This window comes from Burkholderia sp. S-53 (genome assembly GCF_025560745.1).
Taxonomy (GTDB): Bacteria; Pseudomonadota; Gammaproteobacteria; order Burkholderiales; family Burkholderiaceae; genus Burkholderia; species Burkholderia pyrrocinia.
Genome location: NZ_CP090483.1, coordinates 901,871 through 920,330 on the forward strand (window position 1 = coordinate 901,871; position 18,460 = coordinate 920,330).

General features: G+C 62.6%; 14 protein-coding genes. All 14 read left to right on the forward strand.

Features of this window, described 5'->3' with window-relative positions; all coding sequences use genetic code 11:
• Positions 1 to 7 precede the first annotated feature (7 nt).
• The 14 genes from rfbA (at position 8) to LXM88_RS09275 (ending at position 18,275) form a co-directional block, all read left to right on the forward strand.
• Positions 8 to 901, forward strand: coding sequence for a glucose-1-phosphate thymidylyltransferase RfbA (gene rfbA / locus LXM88_RS09210; protein ID WP_262541573.1), 894 nt, complete (start codon positions 8 to 10; stop codon positions 899 to 901).
• Positions 886 to 1,437 (forward strand): dTDP-4-dehydrorhamnose 3,5-epimerase, encoded by a 552-nt coding sequence (rfbC, locus tag LXM88_RS09215; RefSeq protein WP_262541574.1) that lies wholly within the window; start codon positions 886 to 888, stop codon positions 1,435 to 1,437. The genes rfbA and rfbC overlap by 16 nt, the downstream gene beginning before the upstream one ends.
• Complete coding sequence (gene rfbD, locus LXM88_RS09220) at positions 1,434 to 2,330, forward strand: dTDP-4-dehydrorhamnose reductase (RefSeq protein WP_262541575.1); 897 nt, start codon at positions 1,434 to 1,436, stop codon at positions 2,328 to 2,330. The genes rfbC and rfbD overlap by 4 nt, the downstream gene beginning before the upstream one ends.
• Before the next feature lie 243 nt (positions 2,331 to 2,573).
• Entirely contained in the window at positions 2,574 to 4,019 is a 1,446-nt protein-coding gene (locus tag LXM88_RS09225; protein WP_262541576.1) for a mannose-1-phosphate guanylyltransferase/mannose-6-phosphate isomerase, read from the forward strand.
• 142 nt (positions 4,020 to 4,161) lie between these two features.
• Positions 4,162 to 4,392, forward strand: coding sequence for a hypothetical protein (locus LXM88_RS09230; RefSeq protein ID WP_262541577.1), 231 nt, complete (start codon positions 4,162 to 4,164; stop codon positions 4,390 to 4,392).
• The gene (locus tag LXM88_RS09235; protein ID WP_262541578.1) at positions 4,359 to 5,699 is read left to right on the forward strand and encodes a methyltransferase domain-containing protein; all 1,341 of its coding nucleotides are present in this window, start codon (positions 4,359 to 4,361) and stop codon (positions 5,697 to 5,699) included. Before LXM88_RS09230 ends, LXM88_RS09235 begins: the two co-directional genes overlap by 34 nt.
• Complete coding sequence (locus tag LXM88_RS09240) at positions 5,699 to 9,424, forward strand: glycosyltransferase (RefSeq protein WP_262541579.1); 3,726 nt, start codon at positions 5,699 to 5,701, stop codon at positions 9,422 to 9,424. Before LXM88_RS09235 ends, LXM88_RS09240 begins: the two co-directional genes overlap by 1 nt.
• A gap of 12 nt (positions 9,425 to 9,436) precedes the next feature.
• Entirely contained in the window at positions 9,437 to 10,477 is a 1,041-nt protein-coding gene (gene gmd / locus LXM88_RS09245; RefSeq protein ID WP_105393259.1) for a GDP-mannose 4,6-dehydratase, read from the forward strand.
• The gene (locus LXM88_RS09250) at positions 10,455 to 11,372 is read left to right on the forward strand and encodes an NAD-dependent epimerase/dehydratase family protein (protein WP_262541580.1); all 918 of its coding nucleotides are present in this window, start codon (positions 10,455 to 10,457) and stop codon (positions 11,370 to 11,372) included. The genes gmd and LXM88_RS09250 overlap by 23 nt, the downstream gene beginning before the upstream one ends.
• 253 nt (positions 11,373 to 11,625) lie before the next feature.
• Positions 11,626 to 12,702 (forward strand): glycosyltransferase family 4 protein, encoded by a 1,077-nt coding sequence (locus LXM88_RS09255; RefSeq protein WP_262541581.1) that lies wholly within the window; start codon positions 11,626 to 11,628, stop codon positions 12,700 to 12,702.
• Positions 12,699 to 13,889 (forward strand): glycosyltransferase family 4 protein, encoded by a 1,191-nt coding sequence (locus LXM88_RS09260; RefSeq protein WP_262541582.1) that lies wholly within the window; start codon positions 12,699 to 12,701, stop codon positions 13,887 to 13,889. Before LXM88_RS09255 ends, LXM88_RS09260 begins: the two co-directional genes overlap by 4 nt.
• A 505-nt stretch (positions 13,890 to 14,394) precedes the next feature.
• On the forward strand, positions 14,395 to 15,360 hold the full coding sequence (locus tag LXM88_RS09265) for a UDP-glucose 4-epimerase family protein (protein WP_262541583.1): 966 nt from the start codon (positions 14,395 to 14,397) through the stop codon (positions 15,358 to 15,360).
• 5 nt (positions 15,361 to 15,365) lie between these two features.
• Positions 15,366 to 16,382, forward strand: coding sequence for an MraY family glycosyltransferase (locus LXM88_RS09270; protein WP_262541584.1), 1,017 nt, complete (start codon positions 15,366 to 15,368; stop codon positions 16,380 to 16,382).
• A gap of 12 nt (positions 16,383 to 16,394) precedes the next feature.
• Positions 16,395 to 18,275 carry a polysaccharide biosynthesis protein gene (locus LXM88_RS09275; protein WP_262541585.1) on the forward strand — a complete coding sequence of 627 codons (1,881 nt, stop codon included), beginning with the start codon at positions 16,395 to 16,397 and terminating at the stop codon, positions 18,273 to 18,275.
• The last annotated feature ends 185 nt before the right edge of the window (positions 18,276 to 18,460 follow it).

Consider the following 18,460-nt stretch of genomic DNA (forward strand, 5'->3'; position numbering starts at 1 on the left):
ATGGTCGATGGCACGTAAAGGCATCATTCTCGCAGGCGGTTCCGGCACGCGACTGTATCCGATCACGCATGTCGTATCGAAGCAGCTCCTGCCGGTCTACGACAAACCGATGATCTACTATCCGCTGTCCACGCTGATGGTGGCCGGGATCCGCGACGTACTCATCATTTCGACACCGCAGGATACGCCGCGTTTCGAGGCGATGCTTGGCGACGGCAGCCAGTGGGGGATGAATATCCGCTACGCGGTGCAGCCGTCGCCGGACGGGCTCGCGCAGGCGTTCATCATCGGCAGGGATTTCGTCGGCAACGATCCGTCGGCGCTGATTCTCGGCGACAACATCTTCTACGGGCACGATTTGGCGAAACAACTGGAGCGCGCGAACGCGAAGGAGTCGGGCGCGACGGTGTTCGCATATCACGTGCAGGATCCCGAGCGTTATGGCGTCGTCGAATTCGACAAGCAATTTCACGCGCTGTCGATCGAGGAAAAACCGGCCGTACCGCGCTCGAATTATGCGGTGACCGGCCTGTATTTCTACGACAACCAGGTGTGCGACATCGCCGCCGATATCAAGCCATCCGCGCGTGGCGAACTCGAGATCACCGACGTGAATTCGCGCTATCTCGCTGACGGCAAGCTCGACGTCGAGATCATGGGGCGCGGCTATGCATGGCTCGATACCGGCACGCACGATTCGCTGATCGATGCGGCGACGTTCATCGCAACGTTGCAGAAGCGTCAGGGGCTCGTCGTTGCCTGTCCTGAGGAGATCGCCTATCGCAAGCAGTGGATTGACGCGGATCAGTTGCGCAAGCTTGCCGTGCCGCTGGCAAAGAACAGCTACGGGCGCTATCTCGAACACGTTCTTTCGGATCAGGTCGCATGGCAATTCAAGTAACGTCAACGGCGCTGCCGGAAGTCAAGCTCCTCGAGCCGAAGGTGTTCGGCGATGCGCGTGGCTATTTCTATGAAAGCTTCAACGCGCGCGAGTTTGCGGAACACGTGGCAGGTGGTGTTGAATTCCTTCAGGACAATCATTCGCTCTCGGCAAAAGGGGTGCTGCGCGGCTTGCACTACCAGATTCAGCACGCGCAGGGGAAGCTTGTGCGCGTCGTGGAGGGCGAGGTATTCGACGTCGCGGTCGACCTTCGCAAGCGCTCACCGAATTTTGGCAAGTGGGTTGGCATCGTGCTGTCGGCCGAGAACCATCGGCAGCTATGGATTCCGCCCGGTTTCGCGCACGGCTTCGTCGTGCTGTCCGACACTGCGCAGTTCCTGTACAAGACGACCGACTACTGGTATCCCGAACACGAGCGCTGTATCGTATGGAACGATCCGGAGATTGGGATCGAGTGGCCGGTCGATGTGGAACCGTTGCTGGCGGCCAAAGATGCCGCAGGCGCCCGGCTAAGCGAAGCCGAGGTCTACGCTTGAGACAGGATGCAAGGCAGAAGCCGACGATTCTCGTGACCGGGGTGACCGGCCAGATCGGTTTCGAATTGTTGCGGGCGCTCCAGGGGCTCGGCCGAGTGGTGCCGTGTGACCGGTCGATGCTCGATCTTTCAGATCTCGATCGTGTGCGCGCTTTCGTAAGAGATTTGAAGCCATCATTAATCGTGAATCCGGCCGCCTATACGGCGGTGGACAAGGCGGAGAACGAAGTCGAGCTCGCGCGACGCCTGAATGCCGACGTGCCGCGCATATTCGCTGAAGAGGTGGCGCGTAGCGGTGGCACGCTGATTCACTACTCGACCGATTACGTGTTCGACGGTACGAAAGCGGGAGCGTATGTAGAAACCGACGCGACGAATCCCCTGAATGTATATGGAGCGACGAAGCTCGAGGGCGAACAGGCGATCGCTGCGACTGGGTGTGCGCACTTGATCTTGCGAACGAGCTGGGTATATGGCCGGCGCGGCAGAAACTTCCTGCTGACGATGCTGAAGCTTGGTGCCGAGCGTCCCGAATTGCGGGTCGTCGCGGATCAGATCGGCGCGCCGACCTGGGCTAGGACCATCGCCGCCGCGACATCGCACATCGTCGCCCAGGGCGCTGCGGCGGTTGACCCCGACTGGTGGGCGCGTCGGTCCGGTGTCTACCACTTTACGTCTGCCGGAGCGACCTCCTGGTGTGGCTTTGCCGAAGCGATATTCGCTATCGGCATGGCTTCGCATGCGCCGAAGGTGGTGCCGATTTCCTCGGACGACTATCCGACGCCCGCGAAGCGGCCGGCCAACTCGCGAATGGCGCTGGGGAAGCTGACGGCAGCATTCGGCTTGCAGATGCCGGATTGGCGCGATGCATTGCAACTGTGCTTGGGCGAATGACAGGTCATGGCGACGTCCGCCGCCGAACGATACGTGTTGCGGTTGCCCGCGCGAATGTCCGGGCCTTTCCTGGCGGTTGCTCCGGGCGCCCCGGCCGTTTCCGAGGAAAGTAGTTCGCCGGCTATAATTCCTCTTTCGGCCCGGTCTGGTACGACCGGCTGACACCGATACCGGCGGTGTATTGATGCAAATGGCGAAGGCCTCGACCTTGCCAACGGATACTAAATCTCTGGAGTGAATGTGATGTTAATCCCCGTCATCCTGTCCGGTGGTGCTGGCACCCGACTTTGGCCAGTTTCCCGCGAAGGGCATCCCAAACCGTTCATGAAGCTTGCCGATGGCGAGAGCTTGCTCCTTAAAACCTACCGTCGGGCGGCAGCTGTGGTTGGCGGCGATGCGGAATCGCAGCGCGGAGAACTGTTGACGGTCACGAACCGCGACTACTACTTCATGAGCAAGGATGAGTTCGGTTATGCCGCGCTCGGCAATCAGCAGTCCGGTGTATTCATGCTCGAGCCGGCCGGTCGCAACACCGCACCTGCGGTGGCGATGGCGGCGCATCATGTGGCGGACAAGTACGGGCGCGATGCGCTGATGCTGGTGCTCGCAGCCGATCATCTGGTGCAAGACCAGCAAGGTTTCTCGGCCGCCGTCGCGAGCGCGGTCGAACTGGCGAAGCAGGACAAGCTGGTCACATTCGGCATCGTACCGACGAGCCCGGATACAGGCTTTGGCTACATCGAGGCCGGGGACAGGGTCGGGGACGGTCGCGCTGCGCTGCGCTTCGTCGAGAAGCCCGACGCGGTGAAGGCCTCCGAATATGTCGCAGCGGGCAATTATCTGTGGAATTCGGGCATGTTCTGCTTCAAGGCCGGCGTCATTCTCGACGAGATGGCTCGTCATGCTCCGGACGTTGCGACGGCCGCCGACGCATGTTGGGCCTCGCTTCAATCGGACAACGGATCTGCGCACATGCTCGAGATTCCTGCCGAGTCGTTCCAGAAGATGCCCGACATCTCGATCGATTATGCGGTGATGGAGCGTTCGTCGAAGGTGGTGGTGGTGCCATCCAGTTTCGGCTGGAGCGATATCGGCTCGTGGGGTGCTGTGCGCGAACTGGTCGCGCCGGACCAGGACAGTAATCGGGCCGTTGGCGAAGCGATCTTCGTCGATAGCCGGAACATGTACGTGCAGAGCCCGGATCGCGTCGTGGCTGCGGTCGGTGTGACCGACCTGATGATCATCGATACGCCGGACGCGCTGCTGGTTGCGCATCCCGATCGCGCGCAAGACGTGAAGCAGGTTGTAGCCCGCCTGAAGAAGCAGAATCACGACGCGTACAAGCTGCATCGCACCGTGAGCCGCCCGTGGGGTACCTACACGGTGCTGGAGGAAGGGCCGCGCTTCAAGATCAAGCGCATCGAAGTCAAGCCGGGCGCGAGCCTCAGTCTGCAGATGCACCATCATCGCAGCGAGCACTGGATCGTCGTGTGCGGGATGGCCAAGGTTGTCAACGGGGATCAGGAAATCTTCGTTCGAACCAATGAGTCCACCTATATTCCTGCCGGTCACAAGCACCGCCTCGAGAACCCCGGCGTGCTGGACCTCGTGATGATCGAGGTGCAGAGCGGCGAATATCTGGGAGAAGACGACATCGTTCGCTTCGAAGATGTGTACGGGCGGGCTTGATGCCGGGAATGCTGAAGGTCCTTTGAATCTATCAGGGCTTCGTTGTAGGAAGCGTCAAGCGGGAATTCCAGTCCAAGTACCGGAGTTCCCTGCCGGACGCGGCCTGGGCCGTCCTCAACCGAGGATGATCTTCTCGCGGATCATGCATGTCTGGCTGCCTGGTGCCGACAACGGCTTCGCGTACAGCATCCACCTGTATGCAGGCATGTTGCCGTGGAGCATGTTCGTGGAAATCGTCAGCCGCGCCCGGAACGCGTTCGTCGGTAACGTCAACCTGATCAAGCAGCTGAGGTTCCCCCGGTTCTGCTTGCCGGTGATGGATAATTTCGTCGGTGTGGCATGGCTGCAGACGAAGGTGAGGAGTTTGCCGTAGTGGATAGCTTTTATCGCGCGTTCGAAGATCAGCATCGAGGCTCGAGGGAACTGATCAAAAGTCGACTGGCGAAATACCAGCCGTTTATTGCGCCCCTGGCGACGCTCCATCCGGGCGGGAAGACATTCGATCTGGGCTGCGGTCGCGGTGAGTGGTTGGAGTTAATGGTCGAAGCAGGGTTCACCCCGGTAGGTGTGGACCTCGATGCCGATATGCTGGAAGCGTGTCGGGAGCGCGGTCTGCCAGTATTTCAGGGTGACGCCATCGAGTATCTTGCCGCGCTTGATTCGAATAGTCATGTCCTTATTTCGGCTTTTCACGTTGTCGAGCATGTGTCCTTTGAGCAAGTTCGAAGAATCGTTAGCGAAGCGTTGCGCGTACTGAAGCCTGGCGGACTATTGATTCTCGAGACACCGAACCCGGAAAATATCGTCGTTGCAGGCTGCAATTTCTATCTGGACCCCAGCCACAAACAACCGATTCCTTCCGAACTGCTGAGTTTCCTTGCCGAGCATGCTGGATTTGCCAGAGTCAAGCGGCTTCGACTGCAGGAAACCCCTGCGTTGCAGGATGAGGGCGCGCGGATCCATCTTCTTGATGTGCTGGGCGGCGTAAGTCCGGATTACGCCATTGTTGCCCGGAAATCCTGCAGTGAAGAAGAGGCTGGATTTTTCGACGAAGCGTTCGATGCCGATTACGGGCTGTCCTTGGCCGAGCTTGCTGCCCGTTTTGAGGAAGGGCGCGCCCGGGAGCAGGAGGCAGCCGCCGAACAGATCCAGCGGACCCAAGACGAAGTGGCGCGCCTTCACGGCGAACTGGGCATGGCCCACGACGAATTGACACGCACCCGCAGCGAGCTGACGCAAGTCCTCGACGAACTGGGGCGAGTCCGGGGCGACTTGGGGCAAGTGAACGGCGAACTGAGGCGGGTCCATGACGAAGCGCGGCACACTGCCGAGCAATTGCAGGCAGCCTATGGCAGCACGTCATGGCGTGTCACTGCGCCCATGCGAAGCGCCGTAACGTATGCCCGTGGCGCGAAAGGGGCTTGCAAATCCGGCATGAAACGCGTGCTGTTCAGGAGCGTCGCGTACGTTAATCGTAGTCCCCGTCTGCGACGATTGGCCGTGCGACTGTTGAGCGCGATGCCAGGAATGAAGCAGCGACTCGTTCGGATTATCGTTGGGGCTCCTATGCAGCCGGTGAAGAGGAAGCCGATCGATGATGATGGTTTGACGCCCCGTGCGCGCGAAGCATACATGGCATTGAAGTCCGCCCTCGCGCCCGAAAATGGGGATATTGAATAATGCGTATCGTTGTTGACATGCAAGGGGCGCAGAGCCTCAACTCGCGCAATCGGGGCGTGGGCCGTTACACCGAGTCCATCGTCAAGGCGATGATTCGGAATCGTGGTGACCATGAAATCGTACTTGCCCTGAATGGAGCGTTCGAGGAGTCCGCTCGGGTTCTGCGCGAGCAGTTTGAAGCATTGCTTCCGAAGCGGGACATCTACGTCTGGTATGCGGCGGGGCCGGTCGCCCATGTAGATAAGGCTAACCTTTGGCGCCGCCAGTCAAGCGAATTGACCTATGAAGCATTTCTGACGAGTCTGCGGCCGGATTTCATTTATATCGCCAGCCACTTCGAAGGTTTCGGCGACGATTCGATTACCAGCATTCACGCGCTTCAGAGGAACGTTCCGGTCGCGGTTACGCTGTACGACCTGATTCCATACCTCTATGCCAAGCCTTATCTGGAGAATCCTCTATTCAAGGATTGGTACCTCGGAAAAATCGAGCATCTTCGACGCGCAGATTTGTGGCTGGCCATATCCGAATCGTCGCGTTCGGAGGGGATCGAACATCTCGGTCTCTCGTCTGAGTGGTCGGTCAACATGTCTGCCGACGTCGACGCGTGGTTTCGTCCGGAACAGATTGCTGCCGAGCGCGAAGAGGCATTGCGGAACAAGTATGGGCTGACGAAACCGTTCGTGTTGTATACGGGCGGTATCGACCATCGCAAGAACGTCGAGGGCATGATTCGCGCATTCGCGCTGTTGCCGCCCGCGTTGCGGAAATCGCACCAGTTGGCGATCGTTTGCTCGATTCAGCCGGCCAGCCGTGACGCGCTGGCACGTCTGGCTCGGCAAGTCGGTCTGGACGCGGCCGATGTCGTGTGCACGGGGTTCGTGCCCGACGAGGATCTGCTGTCGCTTTACAACCTGTGCCGCTTGTTCGTCTTTCCTTCATGGCACGAGGGTTTCGGTTTGCCGGTGCTGGAGGCGATGCGCTGCGGCGCACCCGTGATCGGCGCGAATACGTCGAGCGTTCCGGAAGTGATCGGCTGGGAGGATGCACTGTTCGATCCCAGATCCGATGAAGCGATTGCGCAGCACATGCAGCGCGGTCTGACGGACGAAGACTATCGTCAGGCACTGATCGAACACGGAAAGGGCCGGGCCGCGAAGTTCTCGTGGGATCGCAGCGGGCGTTGCGCGCTCGATGCAATGGAGCGGCGGCGCGAGGCGTGGCTGGCCGAATCGCAGGAGCCGGAGGTTCAGGCGCGACGTCCCAGGCTGGCTTACGTATCGCCGTTGCCGCCGGCTCGCACGGGGATTGCCGACTACAGCGCGGAATTGCTGCCGGAGCTGGCTCGCTTTTACGATATCGATGTCATCGTCGACCCGGATGAAGCGGGGGAAATTCCGTCCGGTCAGTTCGCGCACGTTTCGGTGAAAACGCCGGCGTGGCTGCGCAAGCATGCGGATTCCTACGATCGGGTGCTCTATCAATTTGGAAACTCGTCGTTCCACGAGTACATGTTTCCGCTGCTGGAAGCCGTACCGGGGGTGGTCGTGCTGCACGATTTCTTCCTGTCGGGCATCCTCGCGCACATGGCCATTCACGGGAATCGTTCCGACGGCTGGTCCAAGGCGCTGTATGACGCGCACGGGTATGTCGGTCTGAGGGCGCGGCATCTGAAAGAGGACATCGCGGATGTCATCTGGGAGTATCCGTGCAGCTTGGGCGTGATTCAGAAGGGCTTGGGCCTGATCGTTCACTCGCCCAATTCGCTGCGACTGGCGCGCCATTGGTATGGCGGAGATGCGGCCGACTGGGCCGTGATTCCGCTTGTGCGTGATGCGACCGCCGTATCGAGCAGCGACGACGCGCGCGATGCGCTGGGAATCGGCAGGAACGATTTCCTGGTGTGCGCGTTCGGCGGGCTCGGGCCGTCCAAGCTGAATCATCGGTTGCTTCGTGCATGGGGCCGATCGTCCCTCGCGCGCGATCCGGCTTGTCATCTGGTCTTTGTCGGTGAAAATCAGCCGACCGAGTATGGCGAGGAACTCGCGCGCAGCATCCGGCAAATTGGCCAGAAGGGCAGGATCCGCGTTACCGGATGGGCCGATGCGCAGCTGTTCCGCCAGTATCTGGCGGCGGTCGATGTCGGCGTCCAGTTGCGGACGCTGTCGCGCGGCGAGACGTCGGCAGCCGTGCTGGACTGCATGAATTACGGCAAGGCAACGATCGTCAATGCAAACGGAAGCATGGCGGACCTGGATCCCGAGGCCGTATGGATGTTGCCGGACGAGTTCTCCGACGAGCAACTGATCGACGCACTGGAGACGTTGCGTTCGGATTCGGCGCGCCGGCAACGGATGGGCGCGCGCGCACGGGACATCATCGTGAGCAATCACGCCCCCGACGTCTGTGCCGAACAGTATCGCGATGCCATCGAGCGATTCTATCTCCGGGCCAATGCGAATCCAGTCGTATTGTCTCGCGCAATCGCGCTTCGGGCCGGCCGGGCAAGCGACGACGAGTTGCGCACGTGGGCGCTGACCGTGGCGAAGAGTTTCGTTCCGCGCAACAACAAGCGGCAATTGCTGGTAGATATCTCCGAACTCGTGCAGGTGGATGCCAGGAGCGGGATCCAGCGAGTGGTGCGCAATCTGCTGAAGGAATGGCTGGAGTCTCCGCCCGATGGTTTTCGGGTCGAGCCGGTGTATGCCACGACCAAGGATTCCTATCGCTATGCGCGTGAATTCACGATGAGGATGATGGGGTTCGACGATGGCCGTCTGTACGACGAGCCGATAGACTATGCGGCAGGAGACGTGTTCGTCGGTCTGGATCTGCAACCACGGGTCGTCCCCGCGCAGCGGGCGTTTTATCGAAATCTGCGATTGCAGGGGGTGCAGGTCAAGTTTGTCGTCTACGATTTGCTATGTGTCCTGCTCCCCCAGTACTTTGTTCCTGGCGCCGCCGGCGGTTTTACGGGCTGGCTGGACGTCGTGGCGGAAAATGACGGAGCATTGTGCATTTCGCAGGCGGTGGCCAGGGATCTGTCGTCGTGGCTTGCGACGCACGCTCCCGAGCGGGTACGTTCATTCGAGATCGATTGGTTCCATTTGGGTGCGGATATCGAAAGTTCCCCGACGTCTTCGGAAATCCCGCGCGACGGAGGCAAGGTACTTCAACAACTGCGTAATTGCCCGACGTTTCTGATGGTCGGGACCCTGGAACCTCGCAAGGGACATGCTCAGGTCCTGGAGGCGTTCGACCGGCTGTGGCGCGAGAATCAGAACGTGAACCTGGTCATCGTGGGCCGGCAGGGGTGGATGGTCGAGGATCTGGTCGGGCGGTTGCGGGCGCATACGGAACAGGGGCGCCATCTGTTCTGGCTGGAAAACACCTCGGACGGTTATCTGGAGAAAATCTACGGGGCGAGTTCGTGTCTGATCGCGGCATCCTATGGTGAAGGCTTCGGTTTGCCTCTGATTGAAGCCGCGCAGCACGGATTGGCGATCATCGCGCGTGATCTGCCGGTGTTTCGTGAAGTGGCTGGCAAGCACGCATTTTATTTTTCCGCGCAAGAAGGGCATGATCTGGCGACCGAGATCAAGGCGTGGCTCGAGCTTCAGGCGAAGCAACAGGAGCCCTCATCTCGCGACATGCCGTTCTTGACTTGGGCGCAGAGTGCCCGCCATTTGGCAAAAATTCTCACGCGCACTGAAGCGTATTCTTAAAGTAGGACGATTATGTCTAACAAAACTTCCATCATCACCGGCATCACCGGACAAGACGGTGCTTATCTGGCCCAGTTGCTGCTCGACAAGGGCTACACGGTTTACGGTACCTACCGCCGCACCAGCTCGGTGAATTTCTGGCGCATTGAGGAGCTGGGCATTGCCAAGCACCCGAACCTGCATCTGGTCGAATACGATCTGACCGATCTGTCGGCGAGCATCCGCCTGCTGCAGACGACCGGCGCGACGGAGGTTTACAACCTGGCGGCGCAGAGCTTCGTCGGCGTGTCCTTCGACCAGCCGGTCACGACCGCGGAAATCACCGGCATCGGCCCGCTGAACCTGCTCGAGGCGATCCGCATCGTCAATCCGAAGATCCGCTTTTATCAAGCAAGCACGTCCGAAATGTTCGGCAAGGTGCAGGCGATCCCGCAGATCGAATCGACGCCGTTCTATCCGCGCAGCCCGTATGGCGTGGCCAAGCTGTATGCGCACTGGATCACGGTGAACTATCGCGAGAGCTATGGCATCTTCGGTTGCAGCGGCATCCTGTTCAACCACGAGTCGCCGCTGCGCGGCCGCGAATTCGTCACGCGCAAGATCACCGACTCCGTCGCCAAGATCAAACTCGGCCAGCTCGACGTACTCGAACTGGGCAACATGGATGCGAAGCGCGACTGGGGTTTCGCGAAGGAGTATGTCGAAGGCATGTGGCGCATGCTGCAGGCCGACGAGCCGGATACGTACGTACTGGCCACGAACCGCACCGAGACCGTGCGCGATTTCGTGCGCATGGCATTCAAGGCGACCGGCGTCGACCTGGAGTTCAAGGGTAGCGACGAGCAGGAAATCGCAGTCGATGTCGCCACCGGCAAGACGGTAGTCCGCGTCAATCCGAAGTTCCACCGACCGGCCGAGGTCGATCTGCTGATCGGCAATCCGGAGAAGGCCAAGCAGCAGCTCGGCTGGGAACCGGAGACGACACTCGAGCAGCTGTGCGCGATGATGGTCGAAGCGGATTTGCGTCGAAATGAACGTGGCTTCTCGTTCTGATGCTCCGCGCGCCCTGGTGACGGGGCTCGGCGGCTTTACCGGCGACTATCTCGCGAAGTCGTTGCAGGCGGCCGGCTATCGCGTGTTCGGCACGACGCACGGCTCCGAGGCGACCGGAGCCGGCATGTATCGGGTCGATCTGTGCGACCGGGCGGCGCTGGCAAAGGTCGTCGCGGACGTGCAGCCGGACGTGGTCGCGCATCTCGCCGCAGTCTCGTTCGTCGCGCACGGTGATGCGGACGCGATCTATCGCACCAATGTGGTCGGCTCGCGGAACCTGCTGGAAGCGCTCGCGAATCTGGAGAATCGTCCGCGCGCAATTTTGCTGGCGAGTAGCGCCAACATCTATGGCAACGCGGCGGTCGAGATCATTGACGAATCGGTCGAACCGAATCCGGCGAACGATTATGCGGTCAGCAAGCTGGCGATGGAATACATGGCACGCCTGTGGCACGACAAGCTGCCGATCGTCGTCGCGCGCCCGTTCAACTACACGGGTGTCGGCCAGTCGCCGCAATTCCTGCTGCCGAAGATCGTCAGTCATTTCCAGCGCGGCGAGCGCGTGATCGAACTCGGCAACATCGACGTCGAGCGCGATTTTTCGGACGTGCGTCGCGTGGTGGATGCGTATCGGCGCCTTCTGGAGCAGGCTCCGGCCGGCGGCGTGTTCAATGTCTGTTCGGGGCGCGCGGTGTCGCTGAAGGCGGTGATCGCGATGATGGAGCAGATCGCCGGCTATACGATTGAGGTCCGCGTCAATCCCGCATTCGTCCGTGCGAACGAAGTGCGTCGGCTGCAGGGCGACGGTGCGCGATTGCAGGCCGCCATCGGGCCACTCGAGGACATTCCGCTGGAGAGAACGTTGCGCTGGATGTTCGAAGAGGGGCGTGGGTGAGGGCTAGTTTCGGCATGACTGCATCGGCCTCGCATAGCGCGTACATCGTTTCGCTGGGAGCGTGTCTGCAGCCTGTCGAACGTGCAGGGTGCGACGGGGTATTGATGTTGTTCGGTTTGGTTGCGCAATTATTATTGCGGGGCGGGAGCGTTCGTGTTGCCGACGTATGCGGAGAAGGCGGTCGCCGTCTGCGACGCCGTGCCGGACGAACCGCGTCGCTTATGAATCAGTCGGCTCGCATGAGGAGCGCCGCGTGAAGTTGGGGGTGGATATCACCTGGATGGTGGGTAATTACCGCGGCATGGGGCGATTCGCGCGACAACTGGTGGAGCCGGTCAGCGCGTCGGTGCTGGGCCTGGCGCCAAGTGGCGTCAGCGCCGACGAATGGCCGTGCGTTAGCGGGGGGCGCGGTTTCTTCCCGTGGTGGGAGCAGGTCGAGTTGCCGCGCTTGTGCCGCGAGCAGAAGCTCGACTATTTGCTATGCCCGTATAACACCGGACCGCTGCGGTCCACGGGCAACACGCGGGTGATCGCGGTCGTCCATGACCTGATCTACATGAAGCCGTGGCATGTGCTGCCGCCCGCGCGATCGCTGTATCAGACCGTCGGGCGCGTCTACCGGCGCCATGTGGTGCCGCGGCTCGTGCGCAGGGCCGACGCCGTGCTGACCATCTCGCGGTTCACTCAGCGGGAACTGATGGAGCGGTTCGGGTTGCGCGAGGCGGATGTCCCTGTCATTCCGTGCATGATTTCGGATGACTGGTTCGCGCCGCCGGTGAGCCGGGCCGCGCGCCGGCCGTACCTGTTCACGGTGGCGGGAGAGGTGCCGAGCAAGAACGTCGAGCGTCTGCTGCAGGCCTTTGCAGTGGCGCGACCCGCGCTCGGCGGCGACGCGCGGCTGAGGATCGCCGGGATCAAGTCCGATCATCACGCGCATTTTCTCGGACGGGCGGACGCACTCGGGCTGGCGGGCGTCGTCGAACTGCTGGGCTACGTGTCGCGGGAGGAACTGCGCGAACAGTACCGTCAGGCCCGCGCGTTCATTTTTGCTTCGTTGTTCGAAGGGTTCGGGATTCCGTTACTGGAAGCGATGGCGTCCGGTACGCCCGTCGCATGCAGCAACACGACGTCGATGCCCGAGATCGTTGGCGAGTGCGGCCTGCAGTTCGATCCTTATTCGGTGGAAGACATGGCCGAACAGATCCGCAGGGTATGGGACGACAGTACGCGATTCGACGTGGCGGTCGGCGCCGGCATGGACCGCGCGCGCACCTTCTCGGCGTCCGCCGTTCGTCCGTCGATTCAGGAATTCTGGGCGCGTCTGTCATGAGCCAGGGCAAGAAGAAGCTGCTGGTGCTGACACCCCGGTTTCCGTATCCGGTGATCGGCGGCGACAAGCTGCGGATCTACCATCTCTGCCGAGTGCTGTCCCGCCATTACTCGCTGACGCTGCTGAGTATGTGCGAGACCGAAGAAGAGATGCACGCCGCGTTGCCGGACGATGGCGTATTCGACCGGGTCGAACGGGTCTTTCTGTCCCGCCGGCGGTCGTACGTCAATACGCTGCTCGCGCTGCCCACGCGCACGCCGCTGCAGGTCGCGTACTACCGGAGCCGCGCGTTTGCTGCGGCCGTGGCGCGATTGCTGCCGTCGCACGACGGCGCCTTCGTGCATCTCGTACGTTGTGCAGAGTATGTGCGCAAGTCGGACAAGCTGCGCATCCTGGAAATGACCGACGCGATCTCGCTCAACTACAGTCGTGTGAAGCAGTTGAAGAACGCACGCGGGTTGAAGTCGCGCGTGTTCGGCATCGAGGCGAAACGCCTGCTCGACTACGAGCGCACGATCGTCGACGATTTCGACCTGTCGGTGCTGGTTTCCAGGACCGACCGCGACTACCTGTTTCCAGGCGCGTCCGCCGCGAAGGTGATGGTGTGTTCGAACGGCGTGGATCTGTCGAACTTGCCGTACACGGCGCGCAGCATGGCGAGCCGGATCCTGATTTTCATCGGCGACATGCGCACGGTCCAGAACCAGGACATGTGCCACTTCTTCGCGGGGGCCGTGCTGCCGTTGCTGCGCAAGCGGGCGGACTATCGCTTCCGGATCGTGGGGTCCATCGCGCCCGCACTGGCCGAACAGTTTCGTGCGTATGACGGCGTCGACGTCACCGGCCGGGTCGAGTCGGTAGCGCAAGCCGCATTCGACGGCGCGATCGGTGTGTGCCCGATGCGCATCGGCGCGGGCGTGCAGAACAAGATTCTCGAGTACATGGCGCTCGGGCTGCCTGTCGTCACCACGTCGCTGGGCCACGAGGGCCTGGGTGCGGAAAGTGGTCGCGATCTGTTGATTGCGGATACGCCGGAGGAATTCGTCGAGCGCATCGAGCAACTCGTCGCCGACGAGGCCGCGTCGGTCGAGATGGCGGCGCGAGCACGAACTTTCGTCGAGCACGAGCACGGGTGGGAGCGGATGATCGCGCCGCTCGTCGACAAGGTGGGTACGTTGCTGGCCTGAGCGGCGGCGCGCCCGGTCGCGTCCGGTTTGCGCCGCGCCAGCGCGCGATCGACGCGAGGCGCCCGGCTTGGTTGCTGCTGGCCGGCAAGGTTACAATGGCCGTGCATCCATGGGGCGCCATCGGCATTTGCGGCCGATGGCCTTCGGGCGGGATTGCGCCGTGACGAAGTCGCCGTCCCGCGATCCGGGCGAGCCATGCCACGCGAGGTTTTCATCTGATTCGGAACCCGAACATCGCTTTGTCTTTCCATATGGTTGTAGCCGGCCGCGCATGCTTCGATGTGCCGCCGGATGTCAGTCGCGCGGCGCCGATCGATGACGGCACCGGTGATCGGCATGCTCCCCGTCTTCGGAATCCTGACGTGTTCGTCCCTGCCTCCCTTTCAGTTTTCCGGTGCCGGTCGTGTGTGGGTGGCCGCGTGTGTTGGCCGGCGCTGCCTGTCGGTGCCACCGCCGGCTTCACGCCGCTTCGCCGAGCCGTCAGTCGGCAAAGCAGGAGGTGGCGATGACTCACCTCGTCATCACCGGCGCGAACGGCTTCGTCGGCCGTGCGGTCTGCCGTCGCGCGCTGGAGGCCGGGCACACCGTTACCGCACTGGTACGGCGTCCGGGCGGCTGCATCGACGGCGTGCGCGAATGGGTGCACGGCACCGCCGATTTCGATGGCCTGGATGAAGGGTGGCCGGCCGACCTGGCCGCCGATTGCGTGATCCATCTCGCCGCCCGCGTGCACGTGATGCGCGACGAGTCGCCCGATCCCGACGCCGCGTTCGACGCCACCAACGTCGCCGGCACCCTGCGTCTCGCCGAGGCGGCGCGCAAGCACGGCGTACGCCGCATCGTGTTCGCGAGCAGCATCAAGGCGGTCGGCGAGGGCGACGGCGGCGTGCCGTTGTCGGAGGCACTCGAACCCGATCCACAGGATGCATACGGCCGCTCGAAGCTGCGTGCGGAGCGGCAACTCGCGCAGTTCGGCGCGTCGGCCGGGCTCGACGTCGTCGTCGTTCGCCCGCCGCTCGTCTATGGCCCGACCGTCCGCGCCAACTTCCTGCGGATGATGGACGCGGTCGCGCGCGGGATGCCGTTGCCGCTCGGCGCCGTTACCGCGCGCCGCAGCATCGTCTACGTCGACAACCTAGCCGATGCGCTGCTGCGTTGCGCGATCGACCCGCGCGCGGCCGGTGAATGCTTTCACGTCGCCGACGACGACGCGCCGTCGGTCGCGGGCCTGCTGCGTCTGGTCGGCGACGCGCTCGGCAAGCCGGCGCGGCTGATCGCGGTACCTCCGGCCTTCTTGCGCGTGCTCGGGAAACTGACTGGCCGCCATGCGGCCATCGACCGCCTGACAGGCAGCCTTCAACTCGACACCGGCCGAATCAAGCGCGTGCTCGACTGGCATCCGCCCTATACGACCCGCCAGGGCCTCGAAGCGACCGCCGCATGGTATCGTTCGCGCGATACACAACAATAGTCGACATGCATTTCCCGATTTCCACATGGCCTGCTGCGGTCGGGGTGGCGCTGGTCGCCGCCATCGCGTCGACGGCCATCCTGCGCATGCTGCTCGCGACCGGCCTCGCATGGCGCCTCGCAACCGACATTCCGAACGACCGTTCGCTCCATACGCTGCCGACGCCGCGCGTCGGCGGATGGGGCATCGTGCCGGTATCCATCGTTGCGCTGTTGGCGCTGGCGCCGCGACTGTGGCTCGTCGCCATCGCCGCCGCGGGGCTGGCCGCGATGTCGCAGATCGACGACCGGCGCGGGCTGCCGGCCCGCGTGCGGTTCTCGGCGCACCTCGCGGCAGTCGTCGCGCTGATCGTCGTCTTTCCGGCCGACGCGCCCTGGTGGTTGCTTGTCGGCGTGGGCTTCGCGATGGTCTGGCTGACGAACCTGTACAACTTCATGGACGGCGCCGACGGCCTCGCGGGCGGCATGGCGCTGTTCGGTTTCGGCGGGTACGCGGTCGCGGCGCTGAATGGCGCGCAGGCGTCGCCCGATCTCGTCGTGGCGGGCGCGGCGGTCGCCGGCGCGGCACTGGGTTTCCTGCTGCTCAATTTCCACCCGGCCAGGCTGTTCCTCGGCGACGCCGGCTCGATTCCGCTCGGATTCCTGGCTGGCGCGCTGGGCTACTGGGGCTGGCGTACCGGCGTCTGGCCGATCTGGTTTCCCGCGATGGTGTTCGCGCCCTTTATTGCCGATGCATCTGTAACACTTTCGAGACGCCTGTTACGCGGAGAAAAGTTCTGGCAGGCGCACCGCGAGCACTATTATCAAAGGATGGTCCGATCGGGCGTAGGTCACGGTCGGACCGCTCTTTATTGGTACCTCATCATGCTCGCGGGCATAATTGTCGCCGTGTGGGCAAAGGGCCGCCCCGAGCTGCAGCAATGGCTGTCGTTCATCGCGTGGTATGGCGTCCTGGCATGCTTCGGATGGTTGATCGACATGCGTTGGCGCCGGTTTCAGTCGGCCGCCGAAAACAACTCTTGAGGTTTCCTGCCGATGTTGCGATCCAAGGCATCCTGGCTGTCACTGAGTGCTTTCCTGTTCGACCTGACGGCGGTTGTCGCCGCATGGTTGTTCGCTTATCTCGTTCGTTTCAACGGCAGCGTTCCGCATGATTTCCTGAGCGGCGCGCTGATGGCGCTGACGTGGGTGCTGCCTGTCTATGCGCTGATGTTCCACGGGTTCGGCCTGTATCGCGGGCTTTGGGTGTTCGCGAGCCTGCCCGACCTGATGCGCATTGCGAAGGCGGTGGTCGGCGGTGGCGTGATCGTGATGATCGGCGCGGTGATGTTCCAGCCGGCACCGATCATTCCGCGCTCGGTACTGCTCCTGTCGCCGCTGATGCTGTTCCTGGCGATGGGCGGCGCGCGCGCGCTGTATCGCGCGACGAAGGAGTATTACCTGTACGGCGGCCTGGTCGGGAAGGGCAAGCCGGTGCTGGTGCTCGGCGCCGGCACCGCCGGTGCGAGTCTCGCGCGCGAACTGTCGCGCTCCGGCGAATGGCGCCTCGTCGGCCTGCTCGACGACGACGTCACGAAGCAGGGCCGGGAAATCTACGGCTACAAGGTGCTGGGCTCGTTCAACGACCTGAAGCACTGGACCGATGCGATGAAGGTCGAGTACGCGATCATCGCGATTCCGTCGGCGTCGGTCGAAACGCAGCGCCGCGTCGCGACGCTGTGCGTGCGTGCCGGCGTGAAGGCGATGGTGCTGCCTTCGCTGACTGCGCTGATGCCGGGGCAGGGCTTCCTTTCGCAGGTGCGGAACATCGATCTCGAGGATCTGCTCGGCCGCGACGCCGTGACGATCGACACGCCGCACGTCGAGGCGCTGCTGCGCGGCCGCGTCGTGATGGTGACGGGCGCGGGCGGCTCGATCGGCTCCGAGCTGTGCCGGCAGATCCTGCGCTTCGCGCCGGCGCAGCTCGTCGCGTTCGACCTGTCCGAGTACGCGATGTACCGGCTCACCGAGGAACTGCGCGAGCGCTTCCCGGACCTGCCGGTTCTGCCGATCATCGGCGACGCGAAGGATTCGCTGCTGCTCGACCAGGTGATGTCGCACCATGCACCGCACATCGTGTTCCATGCGGCCGCCTACAAGCACGTGCCGCTGATGGAGGAGCACAACGCATGGCAGGCGCTGCGCAACAACGTGCTCGGCACGTATCGCGTGGCCCGCGCGGCGATCCGCCACGACGTGCGTCACTTCGTGCTGATCTCGACCGACAAGGCCGTCAATCCGACCAACGTGATGGGCGCGAGCAAGCGCCTCGCCGAAATGACCTGCCAGGCATTGCAGCAGACGAGCGGGCGCACGCAGTTCGAGACCGTGCGCTTCGGCAACGTGCTCGGCAGCGCGGGCAGCGTGATCCCGAAGTTCCAGCAGCAGATCTCGAAGGGCGGCCCGGTGACGGTCACGCACCCGGAGATCACGCGTTTCTTCATGACGATCCCGGAAGCGTCGCAGCTCGTGCTGCAGGCGTCGAGCATGGGGCATGGCGGCGAGATCTTCATTCTCGACATGGGCGAGCCGGTGAAGATCGTCGATCTCGCGCGCGACCTGATCCGCCTGTACGGTTTCTCGGAAGAACAGATCCGGATCGAATTCACGGGGCTGCGGCCCGGCGAGAAGCTCTACGAGGAACTGCTCGCGGACGACGAGGCGACGACACGCACGCCGCACCCGAAACTGCGGATCGCGCGGGCGCGGGAAGTGCCGGACAACCTGCTCGATGAATTGCTGCCGTGGCTGATGCAGCACCGCGTGCTGACCGACGACGAGGTGCGGCGCGACCTGCGGCGCTGGGTGCCGGAGTACCAGACAGCGGTTGCGCCGGTGCTGCAGAGCGTGCCGAAGCGGGCGGTTTCCAGCGAGTGATCGAATCGACCCGGTGTCGTACATCGCCAAAACCAGGTGTCCCGCGAAATCCATGCCGTTCAGTAGAAGTACTGGACGGCATTTTTGTTTGTGGGGTTTGCCGGCCCGTTGATTGCATGTCACCTGAAGGATTTGCGCGGCGACATTATTCGAATCAAGGCATGGCTTAACCCGTTCGCGCCCGC